Consider the following 21,350-nt stretch of genomic DNA (forward strand, 5'->3'; position numbering starts at 1 on the left):
TAAAACCAATTATGGATTTAAAGAAACTCAAAGAGCAATTGCAGATAGAAGTCGATACTGCTTTTTTATATGAAAGTATTGCTGCAATTCAAGAAGATGAGAATTTAACCAAAGTATTGCAAAGCTTGGCTTTAATTGAAAAGGGGCATGCTAAGCACATGTTGGACAAAATTTTGACTTTTGACTCAAAATGCAAAATGCCATTACCTTCTTCGAAAGCTAAGTTTCAATTGAAATTGGGTAAACTGTTTGGCTACAGTTCGATTATTAGTAGTTTGTCCAATGTGGAAAAACAATTTGCAATCAATACATTAAAAAATAAAATTGAAAAAGGGGAGAAACTGACAGGCTTTGAGCACAATCATCTTAATATTATTGAAGCCATAAATAACAATTCGGCATTGAACGTTTCTGGAGGCTTGTTGTCCAAATTTGAAAGCAGACATAAATCAGTGGGTGGAAATGCATTGAGAGCAGCGGTTTTGGGTTCAAATGATGGACTGGTTTCCAATATGAGCTTAGTGATGGGAGTTGCGGGTGCAGCAGTTTCTAATGGTACTATTTTATTAACGGGTATCGCGGGTTTATTAGCCGGCGCAATTTCAATGGCATTGGGGGAATGGTTGTCTGTTCAAAGTTCAAGAGAATTGAATCTACGACAGATAGAACTGGAGACAGAAGAACTCGAAGCTTCTCCCGAAGAGGAGAAAAAAGAACTCGTTTTATTGTATCAAGCTAAAGGAATGGATGCAGTTGAAGCTCAAAAACTTGCAGATAAAGCATTCGAAAGTCCACAAACAGCTATTGATGCAATTATTGCCGAAGAATTAGGAATTGACAAAGAAGAATTAGGGGGTTCCGCTTGGGAAGCAGCAATTGCTTCCTTTATTTTGTTTTCTATAGGGGCAATTATTCCACTTTATCCTTTTATGATCTTGGATGGAAAAAATGCCATTTTACTAAGTATTGTAAGCAGTGTAGTTGGTCTCTTCGGGATTGGAGCGGCTATTACATTGTTGACAGGAAAAAGTATTTTGTTTTCAGGTTTTAGACAAGTGGCATTTGGATTGGCTGCCGCCGCAATCACTTATGGAATAGGTTCTCTAATTGGAGTTTCTTTGGCGGCATAAAAGAGGGTTTGAATAATATAATGTACAATGTAAATAACTACTACAATTTAACTAATGAAATTTATTAAAAACTTTAATTATTAATATTATGAACGATGCACATTTACACATGGTAGTAAACCATTTTCCAATTATTGGAACCATTTTTGGATTTGGTATTTTAATTGTTGGACTGGTTTTGAAGAATAAAACATTGATAAATACTTCCTATGTATTGTTCATTGTCGCCGCTATTTTCGGAGCATTTAGTATGGGAACCGGGGAAGGAGCAGAGGAATTGGTTGAAGATATGCCGAATATAGGAAAACAGATTATTCACGAGCACGAAGAATTGGCCGAAAAATTAGCCGTATTGCTTTATGTTTTGGCTGGATTATCGCTTGCAGGTTTATATTTGAACTATAAAAATAATGCAAAATCAAAGCTACTTTCCTTTTTGATACTGGGTGTGGCAACTGCCGGATTGTTTCTAGTGCAAAAAGTTGGAACTTCCGGCGGTGAAATTCGCCATACTGAAATTCGTGCAAACGCCAATACAATGGTTAACGGATCTGTAAAACAGTCAGAAGAACATGACGATTAGGTTTCTGATTTAAAATGTTATGAAAAAAGCGATCAAAATGATCGCTTTTTTGTTGCTTGAAGGGTGTGAAAATTATCGATTTATCAATTTTGCTTTTTCTTTTATGATATCGCTTATTTTTCGATTTTCTATTTTGCTTTCCAGCCAAGAAATAATATCAAGGTATAAAAAAGCTCTTTTTTCATAAGTGTTTTTTTCCAATTCAATAAAGCGTTCTCTCATTTTTATAAATTCTTTTTTGATATCACTTGGATACAAATTGCTTAAATTCTTTAGAAAACGAATAATCTCTTTTTGTACCTCATGTAAATCGTTCATTTTGAGTAAAAACTTATAGGTATTTTTAAGTTGATTCTCCAAATAATAATCTCTGCCTAGTTCATAATGTGCAATCAAACATAAAATCCTTGCAAAACACATTAAATCTTCTCTCATCGTGAGGTTTTTATTGTTGATGATTTTCTCAAGATAGACGATACACTCTTGATACTTTTCATTTCCGAAATAAATACAGGCAATCTTGTAATAGAACATCATTTCGTGATGCTCATCCAAGTGTTCGCTGTGAACTTTCATTTTATTTAAAATAACAGGAACCAAATATTCGCTTTCAGCAAAAGTGCCTTCCAGTATATGATAGTTTAATTTGTTGTTGTACAAATAAAGAAATGACAGTGAAGCAATATTATCGTTTACAGGAAAACGTGGATCATTGATCGTTTCTTCCAATAATTCCAGATACTTTTTAAAATTCGATTTGTACTTCAGCATAAATAATGATTCTAATAAATAATGATTCCCCTTCAAGAAGAAAACAGGATTTAGAAAAATCATATTTTTATTGTCATAAAATAAAGTCACCCATTTGTAAGAGTACTTATAACAGGACAAAAAGTCTTGTACCAAAAAGCTTCTCCATAGATTGGCATTGTAAAACCAATATTTTTCTCTAAACTCAAATTTAGATTGATCTAAGTGAGCGATATGCTTATTAAAATAATCATCAATGTATTTATACTCTTCATCGCTTTTTACAAAACCGGTTTTGAGCATAATACCATATAATTGAAGGGATAGATTGGATAATTTACTCGAAATGGTATTTCGATAGTTTAATTCTTTGGCTTGAATAACCAATTCGTCAGCTCGGCCTTGAATACTTCTGGTGATGTATTGTGATTCGATTAGCTTCTCAAATTCAACAATTTCAAAAGCCATGTATTTTTCATCATTTTCGATAGCTTGTTGTTTGGTTTTATCCAATATTTTTAAACTCTGTTTGTAGAGTCCTTTATTATAAAGGATTGCAGCAAAATCAATTTGTTCTCTTAATTGGTAACGGATGTTCTGACTTGGGATATTCAAGCGGATGCTTACTAAAATCTGTTTGTATAAATAGGATTTTAAGTTTGATAATTGTGCTTTTTTAATCAAACCGCTTTTTAGAATCAGTTTCTCATCATACACTTCTGACTTATCCAAAATATTAAATAATTCGATAAACTTAGTATTAGAACTTGTTTCTAATCGACTTGCAAATATCTTAAATTGTCTTTTTTCAGATTTGGAAAGGGATTTTATTAATACAAATAAAAAATCTTTTTGATGGTTAGCCATTGTATTATAAAAGTATTTAAAATGTTGATTTAGAGGTTTTTAAGTTGTGTTTTTTTGCTTTATAAGTAGTATATTTATTCAAAAACGGGTTTAGTTGTAAGTAAATGAAAACTATTTTTGTTTTAAGATGTGAAATTACATTAAATAAATTAAAATGAATAGAGAGAAAGTCCAAATTTTTGACACCACTTTAAGAGACGGAGAACAGGTCCCAGGATGTAAATTAGACACCAACCAAAAACTCGTTATAGCTAATCGCCTCGATGAAATGGGAGTAGATATCATTGAAGCTGGTTTTCCTGTTTCTAGTCCAGGTGATTTTTTATCTGTTTCTGAAATATGTAAAATTGTTAAAAATGCAACTGTTTGTGGTCTTACGAGAGCTGTAGAAAATGACATTGATGTCGCGGCTGCAGCTTTGAAACATGCGGTTAGACCTAGAATCCATACTGGAATCGGAACTTCTGACTCACATATCATTCACAAATTACAGACAACTCGTGAGGATGTAATAGCAAGAGCAAAACATGCTGTTGCCCATGCTAAATCTTATGTTGAAGATGTTGAGTTTTATGCTGAAGATGCCGGTAGAACCGAAAATGCATTCTTGGCAAGAGTTTGCGAAGAAGTAATCAAATCAGGAGCTACAGTTCTAAATATACCTGATACAACTGGATATTGCTTGCCAGAAGAATATGGTGCAAAAATAAAGTATCTTAAAGAAAATGTAAAAGGTATTGAGAATGTTATTCTTTCCTGCCATTGTCATAATGATTTAGGGATGGCGACAGCTAACTCAATTGCAGGAGCTGTAAATGGAGCACGTCAAATAGAATGTACGATTAATGGAATAGGGGAGAGAGCTGGAAATACGGCACTTGAAGAAGTTGTTATGATTTTCAAACAACATCCATACCTGAATTTATATACTGATATTGATAGTAAGCAATTGAACGAAATGAGTCGATTGGTTTCTGAAAGTATGGGAATGATCGTACAACCTAATAAAGCAATTGTTGGAGCTAATGCATTTGCACACAGTTCTGGAATTCACCAAGACGGTGTGATCAAAAATAGAGCAACTTATGAAATCATGGATCCTTTGGATGTTGGCGTCAATGAGTCGTCTATTATTCTAACGGCAAGAAGTGGCAGAGCTGCTTTGGCTTACAGAGCTAAAAAAGTAGGGTACGAACTTACAAAAGTACAATTGGATATCGTTTATGTTGAGTTTTTAAAATTTGCCGATATCAAAAAAGAAGTTTTAGATGACGATATTCATCAAATAATTGAAGCAAGTAAAATAAGCGTCTACTAATTTTAGTTGATACAACCCTTTTAAAAATAAATAATTATGAACTTAAAAATAGCAGTACTTTCAGGAGATGGCATAGGCCCAGAGGTTATTTTACAAGCTAAGAAAGCATTGTACGCTATTAGTGTTGCTTATAATCATGAGTTTATTTTTGAGGATGCTTTAATTGGGGCAACCGCAATCGAAAAAACAAGAAATCCATTGCCGGAACAAACTCTGAATCTTTGTTTGAATACTGATGCTGTTTTGTTTGGAGCTATTGGAAATCCAAAATACGATAACAATCCGGAAGCTAAAATTCGTCCAGAACAAGGATTATTAAAGCTTAGAAAAGAATTGGGGCTTTATGCTAATATTAGGCCTATTAAGCCTTTCAAAAATCTATTGGACGCATCTCCCATAAAGAAAGAAGTTATTGAAAATGTAGATTTTGTGATTTTTAGAGAATTGACTGGAGGTTCTTATTATGGTGAAAAAATAATTAGTGAGGATGGAACCTTCGCATCAGATATATGTGAATATTCTGAAAATGAAATTAATCGTATAACGCATCAAGCATTTAAAGCAGCACAGGGAAGAAGAAAAAAATTGACATTGGTGGATAAAGCCAATGTATTGGAAACTTCTAGATTGTGGAGAAAAATTGTCAAAAAAATTGCTCTTCAATATCCAGACGTGAAATTGGAATGTCAATATATCGATAATGTGGCAATGCAAATAATCACAGATCCAAAACAATATGATGTAATATTAACCGAAAATTTATTTGGTGATATTCTGTCAGATGAAGCTTGTGCAATTATGGGATCCATCGGTTTGATGGCTTCTGCATCTGTCGGTAATAGTAAAGCACTTTTTGAACCTATTCACGGTTCTTATCCGCAAGCGAAAGGTAAAAATATAGCTAATCCGATTGCTTCTATTTTATCTGCAGCGATGTTGTTAGAACATTTTGGATTAGAAAAAGAAGCTAAAAAAGTATATGAAGCTGTTGAAAAAGCTATTGAATATAAAGTGGTTACAATTGATTTGAACCCAGGTTCAAGATTTGGAACTAATGATGTTGGAGATTTTATTTCAAACGTCATATTAAGTAAAGATGATTTGTATTTCAAAAATGATAATGTTCAAATTGGGCAATCGACTATCGTTTAGTTAATGAAAATCACAAAACATTGAATTATATCACTAAAAACTGTTAGTTTGTTGATAAAATGTTTTTTTATTGGATTTGTTTTTTATACTTTTGCAGTGTTAAAAATTAAAAAAAATGAAACGCATTACCAACGTCCTTTTAGTTCTAAGTGTCATTGTGATTATCACATATGAAAGGGGATTGGTATAAATATAAGTGAAAACATATTTAAAACCTCCCATAATTTTGGGAGGTTTTTTTTTAGATAAAATTTAAAATACACAAATTAATAATAGAATGGAATTAAATAAATACAGCAAGATAATCACGCAAGACGAAACACAACCGGCTTCTCAAGCTATGTTCTACGGAATTGGTTTGACGGAAGAGGATCTTAAAAAAGCACAGGTAGGAATTGTGAGTATGGGTTACGACGGAAATCCTTGTAATATGCACTTAAACGACTTGGCTAAAGATATTAAGACTGGCGTCTGGAAAGAAGATTTAGTTGGATTGATTTTTAATACTATTGGTGTAAGTGATGGTATATCTAATGGTAATGATGGAATGCGTTTTTCTTTGGTTTCACGTGATGTAATTGCAGATTCTATCGAAACGGTTATGGGAGCACAATGGTATGATGGTCTGATTGCAGTTCCAGGCTGTGATAAAAATATGCCAGGAGCTTTAATGGCTATGGGTAGAGTAAATCGCCCTTCTATTATGGTTTATGGAGGATCTATTCATCCAGGAAAATGGAAAGGTGAAGATTTGAATATTGTTTCTGCTTTTGAAGCTTTAGGTAAAAAAATTAAGAACACGATTACACCTGAAGATTTCAAAGGAGTAATTCAAAATGCTTGTCCAGGTGCAGGTGCCTGTGGTGGAATGTATACTGCAAACACAATGTCATCTGCAATTGAAGCATTAGGAATGAGTTTGCCTTACAGTTCTTCTAACCCTGCTTTAAGTGCTGAAAAGAAACAAGAATGCGTTGATGCTGGTAAAGCAATCAGAGTATTATTAGAAAAAGATATTAAGCCTAGAGATATCATGACTCGTAAAGCATTTGAAAATGCGATTACGATGGTAGCTGTTTTAGGAGGTTCTACAAATGCTGTAATGCACTTGATCGCAATGGCACATTCTGTTGGTATTGAGTTGACATTGAAAGATTTTCAAGATATTAGTGATAAAACACCATTATTAGCCGACTTGAAACCAAGCGGTAAATACTTAATGGAAGATTTACATAATGTAGGTGGTGTACCTGCGGTAATGAAATATTTATTGAAAGAAGGTCTGTTACACGGAGATTGTTTAACAGTAACAGGAAAAACAATTGAAGAGAACTTAGCTTCAGTTCCTGATTTACATGATGGTCAAGATGTGATTCATGAAATCCAAAAAGCATTAAAAGCGACTGGAAATATTCAAATTCTATACGGAAACTTAGCAGCAGAAGGTTGTGTTGCTAAAATTAGCGGTAAAGAAGGAGAATTTTTTGAAGGAACTGCAGTAGTTTTTGAAGGTGAAAAAGATGTAATTAGAGGAATACAAGCAGGTGAAGTAAAACCTGGAAACGTAGTGATTATTCGTTACTGTGGTCCAAAAGGTGGTCCTGGTATGTCTGAAATGTTAAAACCAACATCTGCTATTATGGGAGCTGGTTTAGGAAATTCAGTTGCTTTGATTACTGACGGACGTTTCTCTGGAGGTTCGCACGGTTTTGTCGTCGGACACGTTACTCCAGAAGCGTATGAAGGTGGTGGAATTGCATTGATAGAAAATGGAGACGTTATTACAATTGATGCGGTAAATAATACCATTAACATGAAAATTTCTGACGAAGAATTGGCAAAGCGTAAAGCCAATTGGAAAAGACCAGAATCACCAATCAAACAAGGAGTTTTACTTAAATATATGCGTTCGGTTTCTAGTGCCTCTGAGGGATGTGTTACCGACAAATAATTTAATAAAAACTAACAAGCCTCTAAGTCTAAAATTATAAAGATTTATAGGTAAAAAATATAAATAAAAATGAAAATATCAGGAGCAGAAGCCGTTATAAGATGCTTATTAGCCGAAGGAGTTGACCTAGTTTATGGTTATCCTGGAGGAGCGATAATGCCTGTATATGACGAATTATATAAATTTCAAGATCAATTGCATCACGTTTTGGTGCGTCACGAACAAGGTGCCACACATGCTGCACAGGGATTTGCAAGAGCTACAGGAAAAGTGGGGGTTGCAATTGCCACTTCAGGACCAGGGGCTACAAATCTAGTCACAGGAATTGCAGATGCTCAAATAGATTCTACTCCAATGGTATGTATTACCGGTCAAGTAGGAAAACATTTATTGGGTTCGGATGCTTTTCAAGAGACAGATATCATAGGTATATCTACTCCAGTAACCAAATGGAATTATCAAATTACGGAAGCGCATGAAATTCCAGAAATTATTGCAAAAGCGTTCTTTATTGCTAGATCAGGACGTCCAGGGCCAGTATTAATCGATATTACAAAAAATGCTCAATTTGACGAACTGGATTTTAGTTATGAAAAATGTACTAGCATTAGGAGCTACACACCAAGGCCTACTTTAAATCTTGAGAAAGTTAAAGAAGCTGCCGATTTAATAAACAATGCCAAAAAGCCATATATCATTTTTGGTCAAGGAATTATCTTAGGCGAAGCCGAAGAACAATTAAAAGCACTGATAGAAAAAACAGGAATTCCTGCAGCTTGGACAATTTTGGGTCTTTCAGCTTTGTCAACAGACCATCCTTTGAATGTAGGTATGTTAGGCATGCATGGAAATTACGGGCCAAACATCTTAACCAATGAATGCGATGTACTGATTGCATTGGGAATGCGTTTTGATGACCGTGTAACAGGGAATTTAGCTACTTATGCCAAACAGGCCAAAGTAATTCACTTTGAAATTGATCCTGCAGAAGTGGATAAAAATGTAAAAACAACAGTTGCGGTATTAGCTGATGTGAAAGAAGCTTTGAACGCTTTGATTCCTCTAGTTGAAAATAATTCGCATGAAGCATGGCATAATGAGTTCAAAGAAAAATATAAAATTGAACTGGAATCAGTTATCAATGAAGAGTTAAACCCATCTAAAAATCACGGTATTTCTATGGGTGAAACGATAGAAATGATTAATAAACATTCTAATGGTGATGCCATTATGGTTTCGGATGTAGGACAACACCAAATGTTTACGTGTCGTTATTCTAAATTCAATAAAACCAAAAGTAACATTACTTCAGGTGGTTTAGGAACTATGGGATTTGCTTTGCCAGCGGCGATTGGCGCCAAAATGGGAATGCCAGAAAGAGAAGTGGTCGCAATTATTGGTGATGGAGGTTTTCAAATGACGATTCAAGAATTGGGAACTATTTTTCAAACTAAGGTTCCTGTTAAAATTGTTGTATTGAATAATGAATTTTTAGGAATGGTACGTCAATGGCAAGAACTATTTTTTGACAATAGATATGCTTCTACCAAAATGATAAATCCAAACTTTATTGCAATTGCTGAGGGGTATTATATCAAATCTAAAAAAGTAACCAAACGAGAAGATTTAGATGCTGCCGTTGCCGAAATGATGGCTTCAAAAGAGTCTTACTTCCTGGAAGTAATGGTAGAAAAAGAAAATAACGTATTTCCGATGATCCCAACAGGAGCTTCAGTTTCTGACATAAGATTAAATTAAATCGTTATTGAGTTAGCCGTTTAGTCAATAAACGATTAACTAATTAAACATAAAATAGTATGGAAAATAAAATGTTCACCATTTCTGTTTATTCAGAAAATAATGTTGGCTTGCTAAATAGAATATCGGGTATATTCTTGAAACGCCACATCAATATATTGAGTCTAAATGTTTCCGAATCTGAAATTGAAAATGTTTCAAGATTTGTAATTGTTGTAAACACAACTGAAAAATGGGTTCAAAACATTGTAGGCCAAATAGAAAAACAAATTGAAGTTATAAAAGCGTTTTATCATATCGATGAGGAGACTATCTTTTTGGAAAGTGCAATTTTCAAAATTGAATCCAGTTTGCTTTTTGACGAATGGCAAATTCAGAACATCATAAAAGACAGTAAATCTGAAATTGTTACGGTATCAAGAGAGTTTTTTGTGATTTCAAAATCGGGAAAACGTTCAGAAATTGAAGAATTATACGCAAAGTTAAAACCTTTTGGAATTATGCAGTTCGTTCGTTCTGGTAGAATATCTATTTCGAAAGAAAAAATGGAAATATCAACATTATTAGAAGCCTTAAAATAAACTCAATCTGTAACAGTAATAAGCAATTTTTACAGATTATAATTTTCAATTATTAAATTTTACATTCATTAAATATTAAAAAAAATGGCAAATTATTTCAATTCATTACCACTTAGATTACAATTACAACAATTAGGAGTTTGCGAATTCATGGATCAATCTGAATTTGCAAATGGAATAGAAGCATTAGCAGGAAAAAAAGTAGTCATTGTTGGTTGTGGAGCCCAAGGTTTGAACCAAGGTTTAAACATGAGAGATTCAGGTTTAGATATTTCTTATGCATTGCGTGCTGACGCTATCTCTGAAAAGAGAGCTTCTTTTAAGAATGCTGCTGATAATGGTTTCAAAGTGGGTACTTATGAAGAATTAATTCCAACGGCTGATTTAGTATGTAACCTTACACCAGATAAACAACACACAGCTGTAGTTACAGCGATCATGCCATTGATGAAACAAGGAGCTACCTTGGCTTATTCTCATGGATTTAATATTGTTGAAGAAGGAATGCAAATCCGTAAAGACTTAACTGTTATTATGTGTGCTCCTAAATGTCCAGGATCTGAAGTTCGTGAAGAATATAAAAGAGGTTTTGGTGTGCCAACTCTTATTGCGGTTCACCCAGAAAATGATCCAAATGGAGAAGGATTAGAGCAAGCTAAAGCATATGCAGTTGCTACTGGAGGTCATAGAGCTGGGGTTTTACGTTCTTCTTTCGTTGCCGAAGTAAAATCAGATTTAATGGGTGAGCAAACTATCCTTTGTGGATTATTGCAAACAGGATCTATTTTATGTTTTGATAAAATGGTTGAAAAAGGAATCGAACCGGGTTATGCTTCAAAATTAATTCAATACGGATGGGAAACTATCACCGAAGCTTTGAAACATGGAGGAATCACTAATATGTTGGATCGTCTTTCTAATCCTGCAAAAATTGAAGCTTATGAATTGGCAGACGAATTAAAAGACATTATGCGTCCATTATTCCAAAAACATCAGGATGATATTATGTCTGGAGAGTTTTCTAGAAACATGATGATTGACTGGGCTAATGATGATGTGAACTTATTGACTTGGAGAGCTGCTACTGGAGAAACTAATTTTGAGAAAACTGCTCCAACAACAGCTGCAATTTCAGAACAGGAATATTTTGACAATGGTGTATTGATGATTGCAATGGTAAAAGCGGGTGTTGAATTGGCTTTTGAAACTATGACAGAAGCTGGTATTATTGAAGAATCGGCATACTATGAATCATTACATGAATTGCCTTTAATCGCTAATACTATAGCTAGAAAAAAATTATTTGAAATGAACCGTGTTATTTCGGATACAGCAGAATATGGTTGTTATTTGTTTGACCATGCTTGTAAGCCATTATTGACTGAATTCATGAAAACAGTTGAAACCAATATTATTGGAAAGCCTTTTTCTACTACTAATGGTGTTGATAATGCAGTACTAATTGCAGTTAATAAAAGTATTCGTCAACATCCAATTGAAGAAGTTGGAGCTTGGTTGAGAGAATCTATGACTGCAATGAAAAAAATAGGATAAAAAAAATAAAATAAAAATTGGGATTACCACACATGAGGGTGTGCTGGGATTTGCATAATATCAAATAGGTTTAAATATTTTGAATTAGTAAGCACTTATTGGACAGTAGATGATATTTTATGCTCTTACATTCACTTAACTTCATACGAGCTGTAAGTTAAGTGAAGTAATCCTTAGTTAGTTTTTATAAAGAAATTCTTTTGATTTAAAAAGGAAGAATATAATTGTTGTTAAATATTGTTAATAAAAGGGCATTTTAGTTTTCTATTATGTCCTTTTCTTGCTTTAAATACGCAGATAAATATAAAACGTTATTAAAAATTCATAAAATTTTGAAGAAGTGCCGTTTTTTATTATTTTTTTCAAACATTTTGTAAATTAATAGTTTTGAAAACCGAAGAGATTTAATACTTTTATAAAAAAATTAAAAAAGGATGAGTTATTTTAAAATTGACAGTTTAGAACAATACTTTAAACATTATAATAAATCAATACGTGAACCTCGAAAATTCTGGGGAAAAATTGCTGAAGAGAACTTCACTTGGTATCAATACTGGGACAAAGTTGTCGATTTTAATATGGCTGATGCCGAAGTAAAGTGGTTTGTTGATGCAAAAGTTAATATTACAAAGAACTGTATCGACAGGCATTTGGCAAAAAAAGGTGAAAAAACAGCTATTATTTTTGAACCAAACGACCCTTCTGAAGAAGCATTACATATAAGTTATAACGAATTATACGAACGAGTTTCTAAAATGGCCAATGTTTTAAGAGAGCAAGGTATTAGCAAAGGAGACCGTGTTTGTATTTATTTGCCAATGATACCAGAATTGGCAGTATCAGTTTTAGCTTGCGCCAGAATTGGAGCGATACATTCCGTTGTTTTTGCTGGTTTTTCAGCATCTGCTGTGGCTTCAAGGATAAATGATAGCGAATGTAAAATGGTTATTACTTCTGACGGTGGATACCGTGGGAATAAAACGATTGATTTGAAAGGAATAATTGATGATGCTTTAGAAAATTGTCCAACTGTTACATCAGTTTTGGTTGCCAAAAGAACCAATGCAGAAATCAAAATGAAAGCTGGTCGTGACCAATGGTTGGCACCGCTACTTGACAAAGCAATTAACAATAGTGTTGCCGAAATTATGGATGCCGAAGATCCTTTGTTCATTTTATATACTTCAGGATCTACAGGAAAACCAAAAGGGATGGTTCATACTACAGCTGGCTATATGGTTTATACAGCTTATACTTTTAAAAATGTATTCAATTATGAAGAGAACGATATATTTTGGTGTACTGCCGATATTGGCTGGATTACCGGTCACTCTTATATTTTATATGGCCCATTATTGAATGGGGCTACTACTGTTATTTTTGAAGGAATTCCTTCTTATCCTGATTTTAGCCGTTTTTGGGAAACAATAGAGAAACATAAAGTGACACAATTTTATACAGCACCAACAGCCATTCGTGCTTTGGCCAAAGAGAATTTGTCTTATGTTCAAAAATTCCCTTTAAAATCATTGAAAGTTATTGGTTCAGTAGGAGAGCCTATTAACGAGGAGGCATGGCACTGGTATAATGACCACGTAGGAGGAAAGCGTTGCCCAGTAGTCGATACTTGGTGGCAAACCGAAACGGGTGGAATTATGATTGCTCCTTTGGCATTCATTACTCCAACAAAACCAACATATGCTACATTACCTTTACCAGGAATTCAGCCAGTTTTAATGGATGATAAGCGCAATGAAATTGAAGGAAATCAAGTGGATGGTAGTTTGTGTATTAAATTTCCATGGCCAGGTATCGCAAGAACTATTTGGGGAGATCATCAAAGATATAAAGACACTTACTTCTCTGCTTTTCCTGGTAAATATTTTACAGGAGATGGTGCATTACGTGATGAAGTAGGTTATTATAGAATTACAGGACGTGTTGATGACGTGGTTATTGTTTCTGGTCACAATTTGGGAACTGCACCTATTGAAGATGCTATTAATGAACATCCAGCTGTTGCTGAGTCTGCAATTGTTGGATTCCCACATGATATAAAAGGGAATGCATTATATGGTTATGTAATATTGAAAGAATCTGGTGAATACAGAGATAGAGACAATTTGATTAAAGAGATTAACCAACATGTGTCTGATCACATTGGACCAATTGCTAAATTAGATAAAATTCAATTTGTAACTGGTTTGCCAAAAACTAGATCCGGAAAAATTATGCGACGTATTTTGCGTAAAATAGCCGAAGGTGATTATTCTAATTTTGGTGATATTACAACATTGCTAAACCCAGAAATTGTTGATGAAATTGTAAAAGGGAAAATCGTATAAGACTATTTAATCTTTAATTTTTATATAAACTGCTTCAAATTTTGAAGCAGTTTTTTTTTTGTCTCCTAATATCTAACAGCTATTCATAAATTACTCTGTAACTATAAAGTTTCAAAAACTAAGCTATTTTGGGCCAATGTTAAATTTTTATTAATTACAGTAACATTATTTCTATAGTAAAGTCTATTGAATATCAATTAATTAGGAAATAGGTTTATATGATACTTCAGTTAAGTAAATACTGCCTCTATTTTCACAGTAAAAGAATATTGAAAGTTAATAAAAAGTTAAATAAAGGTACTATGTGATACACAATACCTTTTTTAAGACATATATTTGCATAGGATATTATTATATAAATAAAATTTAGTAAACCAAAAATCAATCATCAATCAAAAAATTAATTATTATGAAAAAATCAATCGTTTATTTAGGAGTGGCTCTAGTGGCTTTTGCAAATGTTTCTTTAGCATCTAATGGAAATTCATTTTCTGAAATCAAAAACAAAATCGAGTTCAGTGAAACAATAACACCTTTGAGCGTCGCTATTAGCAAAGGTGATATAGAGTCAGTAAAAAAGTTTATTGAATACGGTGCTGATGTAAATGAGAAATCAAATGGTATGAGTCCATTAATGATTGCTGCTCGTTACAACAAAACAGAGATAATTAAATTTTTACTTTCTAAAGGAGCTCGTCTTAATGAAAAAGATGAAAATGGGTATACTGCTTTGAAATATGCTGAATTATCAAATGCAAATGAAGCTATTCAACTTTTGAAACAAAATTAAAAAAGTATTATAATGGGACATCATCAAATAGGGTGTCCCATTAAAAAAAAAACAATCAACCAATCAATCAAATCAAAATAATCATGAAAAATTCACTTTTAATTTTAGGAATAGCATTAGTGTCATTAACTAATGTTTTTAGTGCAACAAATACCGTTGGCAGACCAGTTAATTCATCTAAAGAAGGCATTTTTGCTGAAGATAATTTGGATGCGTTTTCAAGTGAGAAAGTAAAAGTAGTTAAGCCTTCTTTAGGCGGAGATGCAGAAGTGTTTAATCCAGAAACAGTTATTGCTTATAATCACAAAACAGTGAAGGAAACCATTGCTGAAGGAGACAAAATCGTAGAAAATACAACTAAAGATGATTTGGAATTTATGTCGTTTGAAGAATCAATGAAAGAAATAATCGCTCAATCTGATCTAATTATTGAGAATACTGTTTCAAATGAAACTTGTCCTCTTTATGGCGAAAGAACATTAGAAGATGAAATAGCAGAACTTGAAATGATCATCGAAAGTAATGAAAGCAACGAAGTAAGACCATTGAATTTCAAAAAAATAAATAGCAATTCTTTGCTGATTAATACATTTAATTCTAAAAAAATTATTGGAATGAATTAAATAAAAACTTGGTGAAATAGACAAAAGCTTATTTAGGGATATAAAAAAGCACCATTATGAAGAGTATAATGATGCTTTTTTTATGCACTATAAATAAGTCATGTTTTTATAAGTTGCTTGTCTTGTATTTTTGAAAATAGTAATAAAGCAACTGCAGCTCCAATAGTTGCGAACAACATATCCGATTGTGTATCCCAAACATATCCTTGTGTTCCTAAAAAAGCATCTCCACCATCTCCAGTAGCGATAGAAACAAACCATTCAATCCATTCGTAGGCAGCACTAATTGCCAAACAAATGGAAACAATAATAAAGTTGAAAAAACTTTGGTTGGTAATTACCTTTTTTTGGATAAATAATTCTCTAATAATCATTGCAGGCACAAAACCTTGTGCAAAATGACCAACCTTGTCATAATTATTCCGACTTTGATGAAAGATCTCTTTGATATAATTAAAAAAGGGAACTTCAGCATAAGTGTAATGTCCGCCGATGAAAAGAATAATACAATGAATTAAAATCAAAGTATACGTAAAATTGGTAAATCGAAACTTTTTAAATGTTGATGCTAATATCAAAAGGCCAATTATTGCTGGAATAATTTCTAGGAAGCAAGTAAAATTTTCTTTCGGATTGATAATTGACCAAAGTAAAGCAACGCCAAATACGGTTAGTAATAGGTAGATGTATTTCATTTATTGATTTTTAAAAACAGTTAATAGCTAGTATCATCAAGTTTTACTTTTCCATTGAATGTTTTGTACAAAAAGAAAAAATAAGCGGCTAATAAAGGGGCACCAATGATAACAATAGTTAGCATTATTCCTAATGATTTTTGGGACGAGGCTGCATTGTAAATGGTAACACTAAATTTTGGGTCAATTGTAGAAATTAAAAGAGTAGGATATAATTGCAAAGCAACGAGTATCAACAAAAAGGCCATTGTTAACGACGAAAATATCAATGCCAGCATGTATTGTTTTTTTGAAACCAATCTCGGAACATTGGCCACAGCCAAAAATGAAATAACAGGAACAATGAAATAAACCGGATTAGCCCTGAAATTGGCAGTAACTTCTGGAATAAAAACTAAAGTGTAAAGTGTTGTAATTCCAAAGCTAATGATAAAAAATATCATTCCTTTTTGAAGTAAAAATGTAAGCCTAGCGTGCAGCCTTCCTTCAGTTTTCAATAAAAGATAGATTGCACCTTGTGTCATGAAAATTGAAAGAGTAGTAAATCCTACCATTATGGCATAAGGATTTAAAAAAGAGAAAAACACACCACCTTGATAACTAAAATTGGGACCTAAAGCGAAACCTTGCAAAATATTACCCAAAACGACCCCTAACAAAAATGCAATCAGGATGCTTGAAACACTATAAATGATGTCCCAACTGTTTCTCCACCATTTCATTTCTTCGACACTTCTAAATTTAATAGCAGCGGCACGAAGTACATTTAGCATTAAAAAGAGCATAAACGGGACGTACATTGCCGATAACATGGTAGCATACATAACAGGAAATCCTGCAAATAATGCCCCACCACCAATTATTAACCAAACTTGATTGGCGTCCCAAACAGGTGCAATTGCGTTTATTGCGATTCTTCGACTTAAATCTTTTCTGAAAAATAAATGCCAAGCGCCTGCTCCAAAATCAAAACCTTCTAATATTGCATAACCCGAAAACAATAATCCGATTACTAAATACCACAATGTAGGATAATCAATTCCTAAAAAAGTCTCCATAATATTAAAGATTAAAAGGATTTGAACGTTACAGGTGTTTGTGATTCGTCATAGGGGCCATGTTTGATTTTTTTGTTGACCGTATACAAAAACAAGGCCAATAATAGAGAATAAACCACTGTAAACATAACCAGTGAAAATACAATTTGATTAGAGGTGACTTCTTGGGAAAAAGCGTCGCTAGTTCTTAATTGTCCATAAACTACCCAAGGTTGTCTTCCCATTTCGGCTGTAAACCATCCGACCTGATTGGCTATTTGAGGTAAAATAACAGCAAATGAGAAAATCCATAAAAGCCATTTTGTTTCAAATAATCTTCCCCGCCACCATAAAAAACTGGCGTATAATGTAAGTCCGATTAATGCCATTCCTATCGCAACCATAATATGATAAAATTGAAAAACGGCGTTTATTTGACTAGGTCTGTCTTCAATAGGGAAATTATTTAATCCTTTTATGGGTGCATTAAAATCCTGATGCACCAAGAAAGACAATCCGCCTGGAATTCCAATTCCAGATACTTTTTGATTTTCTTTATCGACCCACCCTAAAAGATATAAATCGGCAGGTTTGTCTTTTTCAAAATGACCCTCCATTGTTGCAAGTTTTGCAGGTTGATTAACAGCAACTCCATCAGCGGTACTGTGACCGGAAATCAATTGGGTAAGTGAAAAAACAGTAGCAACTACCAGAGCAATTTTGAACGCCTTTTTAGATATTTCTATATAACGTCCTTTTCTGATGTAATAAGCATGTACACTTAAAACCAAAAAGGCTCCTGCTAAAATTGCACCTTGCCAAGTGTGAATGATTCGATCTACACTTGAGGGATTGAAAACCATTGCCCAAAAATCGGTTACTTCGGCACGAGCATGTAATCCTGTGCCAACAATATGATAGCCTGCTGGAGTTTGTTGCCAAGAATTTGCCACTACAATCCAAACGGCTGAGAACATCGAACCTAAAAACACCCCTAAAGTGGATACAAAATGCACCCAAGGTTTCACTCGGTTCCATCCAAAAAGCAATACTCCAAGAAAAGTACTCTCTAAACCAAAAGCAAATAATCCTTCGGCTGCTAATGCACTTCCAAAAATATCACCTACATAACGCGAATACACCGCCCAATTGGTACCAAATTCAAACTCCATAATTATTCCGGTGGCAACACCTATCCCAAAAGTTAGTGCAAATATTTTAATCCAGAAGCGGGTCAAAATTTCGTAATCTTTATTTCCAGTTTTAAGGTAAAGCCCTTCCATGATTACCATTATCAAACCGATACCAATACTTAGTGGGGGATAGATATAATGAAAGGCAATTGTGAAGGCAAATTGTATGCGTGCAAGTATTTCAACATCCATGATAAGAATATTTTATTTAAAAGTATGCGTAAATTTACGACAGAAACATGACTAATGTGGTATAATAAATCAATTTGACTGCTGTCTTTTGTAACGTTTTGGACTAATGTTTTTATATTTTTTTAAATGTAGTAGGAATGGATTCATAATGAAGAACATATGTTTAAACTATTCAATTAAAAAGTAAAAACGGGAAAAATATTTTTCAAAAAAAAAGCACCATTATAAAATGATGCTTTCTTTTTTATTTAAAATAAGAAAAGGTTTCGTTATTCTCAATCTTCAGTAATGTTTCATAAATCAACTTGATTACGTTTTCTACATCTTCACGGTGAACCATTTCGACCGTAGTGTGCATGTAGCGCAACGGAAGCGAAATCAAAGCCGAGGCGACACCACCATTACTATAGGCAAATGCATCGGTATCTGTACCTGTAACTCTCGAAGAGGCTAAACGCTGAAACGGAATATTTTTCTCTACAGCTGTGTCCAGAATCAATTCTCTCAAATTATTTTGAACAGCAGGAGCGTAGGTAACTACAGGTCCTTTACCTATTTTAGTGTCCCCTTCGATTTTTTTGTCAATCATCGGGGTGGTGGAATCGTGACAAACATCTGTAATAATAGCTACATTCGGTTTGATGGTTTGGGTAATCATTTCAGCTCCTCTTAAACCAACTTCCTCTTGAACGGCATTAGTAATATATAAGCCAAATGGCAATTTGATGTTGTTCTCGTGTAATAAACGGGCAACTTCGGCAATCATAAATCCTCCCATTCGATTATCTATGGCACGACAAACGAATTTATTTTCATTCATGATCATAAATTCATCAGGATAGGTGATTACACAACCTACGTGAACGCCTAATTTTTCTACTTGTTCTTTGGTTTCGCAACCCAAATCAATAAAAATATTACTAATTTTCGGATTTTCTTCCTTGTCTCTGTTTCGAGTATGAATGGCCGGCCATCCAAAAACACCTTTTACAATTCCATTTTTAGTGTGGATATTAACGCGTTTCGACGGAGCAATTTGGTGGTCAGAACCTCCATTACGGATTACATATACTAATCCATCATCGGTTATATAATTTACATACCAAGCAATTTCATCAGCATGACCTTCTATAACTACTTTGTATGGGGCATCAGGATTAATAACTCCTACAGCAGTTCCGTAGGTATCGGTAATAAAAGTATCTACGTATGGTTTTAAATAATCCATCCATATTTTTTGACCTTCACTTTCAAAGCCAGTAGGGGAGGCATTATTCAAATATTTCTCTAAAAAGGTAATGGACGATGTTTTCAATATTGATTCAGTACTCATATAAATTATTTTTTCGCTAAATTAGAAATTTGTCTTTATAGTTCTATATATAATGCATAATTTTGTGTTAAAAATATTTCTTCATGAAGCTTTATAGAATCTTAGTTTTTTCTTTTTTCATATCACTCTCTGGTTACGCGCAAGACACGAAAACCCAAAATGACAACACTCAAATGGGGTATGTCTTAACAGAAGCAGATAGCATATTTGGAGATACCATAGTACTACCTGAATTGGTAATCGAAAGACATAAGATGAGTGATGAAGACAGAAAGCAATTTTTGTTACTTCAAAAAAGAGTTTACGCTACTTATCCTTATGCCAGAATCGCAGCCGAAAGATTAACATCGTTGAATAGGGGGATGGCGAAATTCACCAATAATAAGGATAAAAAGAGATATTTTAAAATTGTGGAAGATTATTTAAGCAATGAATTTGAAGCAAGATTAAAAAAACTCTCCAAAAAGCAGGGGCAAATCTTGGTTAAATTAATAGACAGGCAAACAGGAACAACAACTTATGAGTTGATAAAGAATCTCAAAAGCGGTTGGAAGGCATTTTGGTCTAATACAACTGCTAGTATGTTTAATATTGATTTGAAATTAAAGTACCAGCCATATGAGGTCAATGAGGATTATTTGATAGAGACTATATTGGTAAGGGGGTTTGAGTCGGGTAGGCTACGTAAACAAGAGGCTGCAAATCCAATAGATTTTGATAAGTTAGAAGAGTCTTGGAGTAATAAAGTAAAATAAATAAACTTTTACATTCAGTATAAAAGAGGTAATTACTAAAGTAGTTACCTCTTTTTTTTGTTTTCAAGCTATTCAAATACTCAGGAGCTATTTCCCGCTATCCGCTGCAATCTTATAAGCCGAACCCCTGCTTATAAGGATTTCCGCTTCTATCGGGGCTAGGGCCCGGGTTTTCATAAGATGAGGGTGAAAAATCAGATCTTATATATTAGGAGATATAATTGCAAAAGATTCATACCTTATATATAGGAGATGTGGTTTGAAAAGAAAAGATCCACAGAAACCCGTCTTCTCCGCATTTGGTTTAAGCCTCGGTAATACCAAAACAACCCAAAAAGCAACAAAACCGATTAAATTATCAGAAATGGCCTATTTAGATTTTCAAATCCATAAAAAAGGTGATCTGTAAATTTCGATATATCAATGCGTTAAAAAATAAATGTAAAATTAAAGTAAAATAATTGTAAAAAGCCATTGTTTAAACGAATAAACGTGCTACTTTTGCACCCGCAACAACGCACAAGTTCTTTTATACACTGACAAGCAAACGAATTGAAACTGAAAATTTATTTTCAAAAAAGATTCAAAAAAGCTTGTGAGAAAAGAAAAAGCTTTGTACTTTTGCACCCGCTAATCGAAAGACTGGCGCACAAAACAAGAAGATACGTTCCTAGACATATTGAATTGACAGCCGTTTTTATCGAAAGATAAGAACAAATAAAATAAGAGTAATAGAATCGGAA

The 21,350-nt window shown here is 33.6% G+C and carries 17 protein-coding genes; 12 read left to right on the forward strand and 5 right to left on the reverse strand.

Translation table 11 applies throughout. The features are described 5' to 3' along the window. The first annotated feature begins 11 nt into the window (after positions 1-11). The gene (locus DOS84_RS11485; protein WP_111410256.1) at positions 12-1,130 is read left to right on the forward strand and encodes a VIT1/CCC1 transporter family protein; all 1,119 of its coding nucleotides are present in this window, start codon (positions 12-14) and stop codon (positions 1,128-1,130) included. An 88-nt stretch (positions 1,131-1,218) separates the two neighbouring features. Next, positions 1,219-1,713, forward strand: a complete 495-nt coding sequence (locus DOS84_RS11490; RefSeq protein WP_111410257.1) for a DUF2231 domain-containing protein — start codon at positions 1,219-1,221, stop codon at positions 1,711-1,713. A gap of 72 nt (positions 1,714-1,785) precedes the next feature. On the opposite strand, the gene DOS84_RS11495 is transcribed toward DOS84_RS11490, so the two are convergent. Next, positions 1,786-3,330 (reverse strand): hypothetical protein, encoded by a 1,545-nt coding sequence (locus DOS84_RS11495; RefSeq protein ID WP_111410258.1) that lies wholly within the window; start codon positions 3,328-3,330, stop codon positions 1,786-1,788. 154 nt (positions 3,331-3,484) lie between these two features. On the opposite strand from DOS84_RS11495, the gene DOS84_RS11500 reads away from it, so the two are divergent. From DOS84_RS11500 to DOS84_RS11540, 9 genes are all read left to right on the forward strand, one after another. Next, positions 3,485-4,648: a 2-isopropylmalate synthase gene (locus DOS84_RS11500; protein WP_111410259.1), complete on the forward strand. Its 1,164-nt coding sequence runs from the start codon at positions 3,485-3,487 to the stop codon at positions 4,646-4,648. A gap of 36 nt (positions 4,649-4,684) precedes the next feature. Further along, positions 4,685-5,800, forward strand: a complete 1,116-nt coding sequence (leuB, locus tag DOS84_RS11505) for a 3-isopropylmalate dehydrogenase (RefSeq protein WP_111410260.1) — start codon at positions 4,685-4,687, stop codon at positions 5,798-5,800. A gap of 277 nt (positions 5,801-6,077) precedes the next feature. Then, on the forward strand, positions 6,078-7,751 hold the full coding sequence (gene ilvD, locus DOS84_RS11510; RefSeq protein WP_111410261.1) for a dihydroxy-acid dehydratase: 1,674 nt from the start codon (positions 6,078-6,080) through the stop codon (positions 7,749-7,751). A gap of 69 nt (positions 7,752-7,820) precedes the next feature. Then, positions 7,821-9,509 carry a biosynthetic-type acetolactate synthase large subunit gene (gene ilvB / locus DOS84_RS11515; protein WP_111410262.1) on the forward strand — a complete coding sequence of 563 codons (1,689 nt, stop codon included), beginning with the start codon at positions 7,821-7,823 and terminating at the stop codon, positions 9,507-9,509. Positions 9,510-9,568: 59 nt separating this feature from the next. After that, positions 9,569-10,090 (forward strand): acetolactate synthase small subunit, encoded by a 522-nt coding sequence (gene ilvN, locus DOS84_RS11520; RefSeq protein WP_111410263.1) that lies wholly within the window; start codon positions 9,569-9,571, stop codon positions 10,088-10,090. Between the two features lie 84 nt (positions 10,091-10,174). Next, a complete protein-coding gene (gene ilvC / locus DOS84_RS11525) occupies positions 10,175-11,644 on the forward strand; it encodes a ketol-acid reductoisomerase (RefSeq protein ID WP_111410264.1) in 1,470 nt (489 codons plus the stop codon). Between the two features lie 434 nt (positions 11,645-12,078). Next, on the forward strand, positions 12,079-13,989 hold the full coding sequence (gene acs / locus DOS84_RS11530; RefSeq protein ID WP_111410265.1) for an acetate--CoA ligase: 1,911 nt from the start codon (positions 12,079-12,081) through the stop codon (positions 13,987-13,989). Between the two features lie 409 nt (positions 13,990-14,398). Next, positions 14,399-14,779 (forward strand): ankyrin repeat domain-containing protein, encoded by a 381-nt coding sequence (locus DOS84_RS11535; protein ID WP_111410266.1) that lies wholly within the window; start codon positions 14,399-14,401, stop codon positions 14,777-14,779. 83 nt (positions 14,780-14,862) lie between these two features. Next, positions 14,863-15,402: a hypothetical protein gene (locus tag DOS84_RS11540; RefSeq protein WP_111410267.1), complete on the forward strand. Its 540-nt coding sequence runs from the start codon at positions 14,863-14,865 to the stop codon at positions 15,400-15,402. 98 nt (positions 15,403-15,500) lie between these two features. Here the strand turns inward: DOS84_RS11540 and DOS84_RS11545 are convergent, their stop codons facing one another. The 4 genes from DOS84_RS11545 to DOS84_RS11560 form a co-directional block, all read right to left on the reverse strand. Further along, positions 15,501-16,097 carry a DUF2238 domain-containing protein gene (locus tag DOS84_RS11545; RefSeq protein WP_111410268.1) on the reverse strand — a complete coding sequence of 199 codons (597 nt, stop codon included), beginning with the start codon at positions 16,095-16,097 and terminating at the stop codon, positions 15,501-15,503. Positions 16,098-16,117: 20 nt separating this feature from the next. Next, entirely contained in the window at positions 16,118-17,155 is a 1,038-nt protein-coding gene (gene cydB, locus DOS84_RS11550) for a cytochrome d ubiquinol oxidase subunit II (RefSeq protein WP_111410269.1), read from the reverse strand. A gap of 11 nt (positions 17,156-17,166) precedes the next feature. Next, a complete protein-coding gene (locus tag DOS84_RS11555) occupies positions 17,167-18,519 on the reverse strand; it encodes a cytochrome ubiquinol oxidase subunit I (RefSeq protein ID WP_111410270.1) in 1,353 nt (450 codons plus the stop codon). A gap of 244 nt (positions 18,520-18,763) precedes the next feature. Continuing rightward, positions 18,764-19,852 carry a M42 family metallopeptidase gene (locus tag DOS84_RS11560; protein ID WP_111410271.1) on the reverse strand — a complete coding sequence of 363 codons (1,089 nt, stop codon included), beginning with the start codon at positions 19,850-19,852 and terminating at the stop codon, positions 18,764-18,766. An 83-nt stretch (positions 19,853-19,935) separates the two neighbouring features. Between DOS84_RS11560 and DOS84_RS11565 the strand changes: the two genes are divergently transcribed. Then, on the forward strand, positions 19,936-20,607 hold the full coding sequence (locus DOS84_RS11565; RefSeq protein WP_111410272.1) for a DUF4294 domain-containing protein: 672 nt from the start codon (positions 19,936-19,938) through the stop codon (positions 20,605-20,607). The last annotated feature ends 743 nt before the right edge of the window (positions 20,608-21,350 follow it).

It is taken from the genome of Flavobacterium aquariorum (genome assembly GCF_003254745.1).
Lineage (GTDB): Bacteria > Bacteroidota > Bacteroidia > Flavobacteriales > Flavobacteriaceae > Flavobacterium > Flavobacterium aquariorum.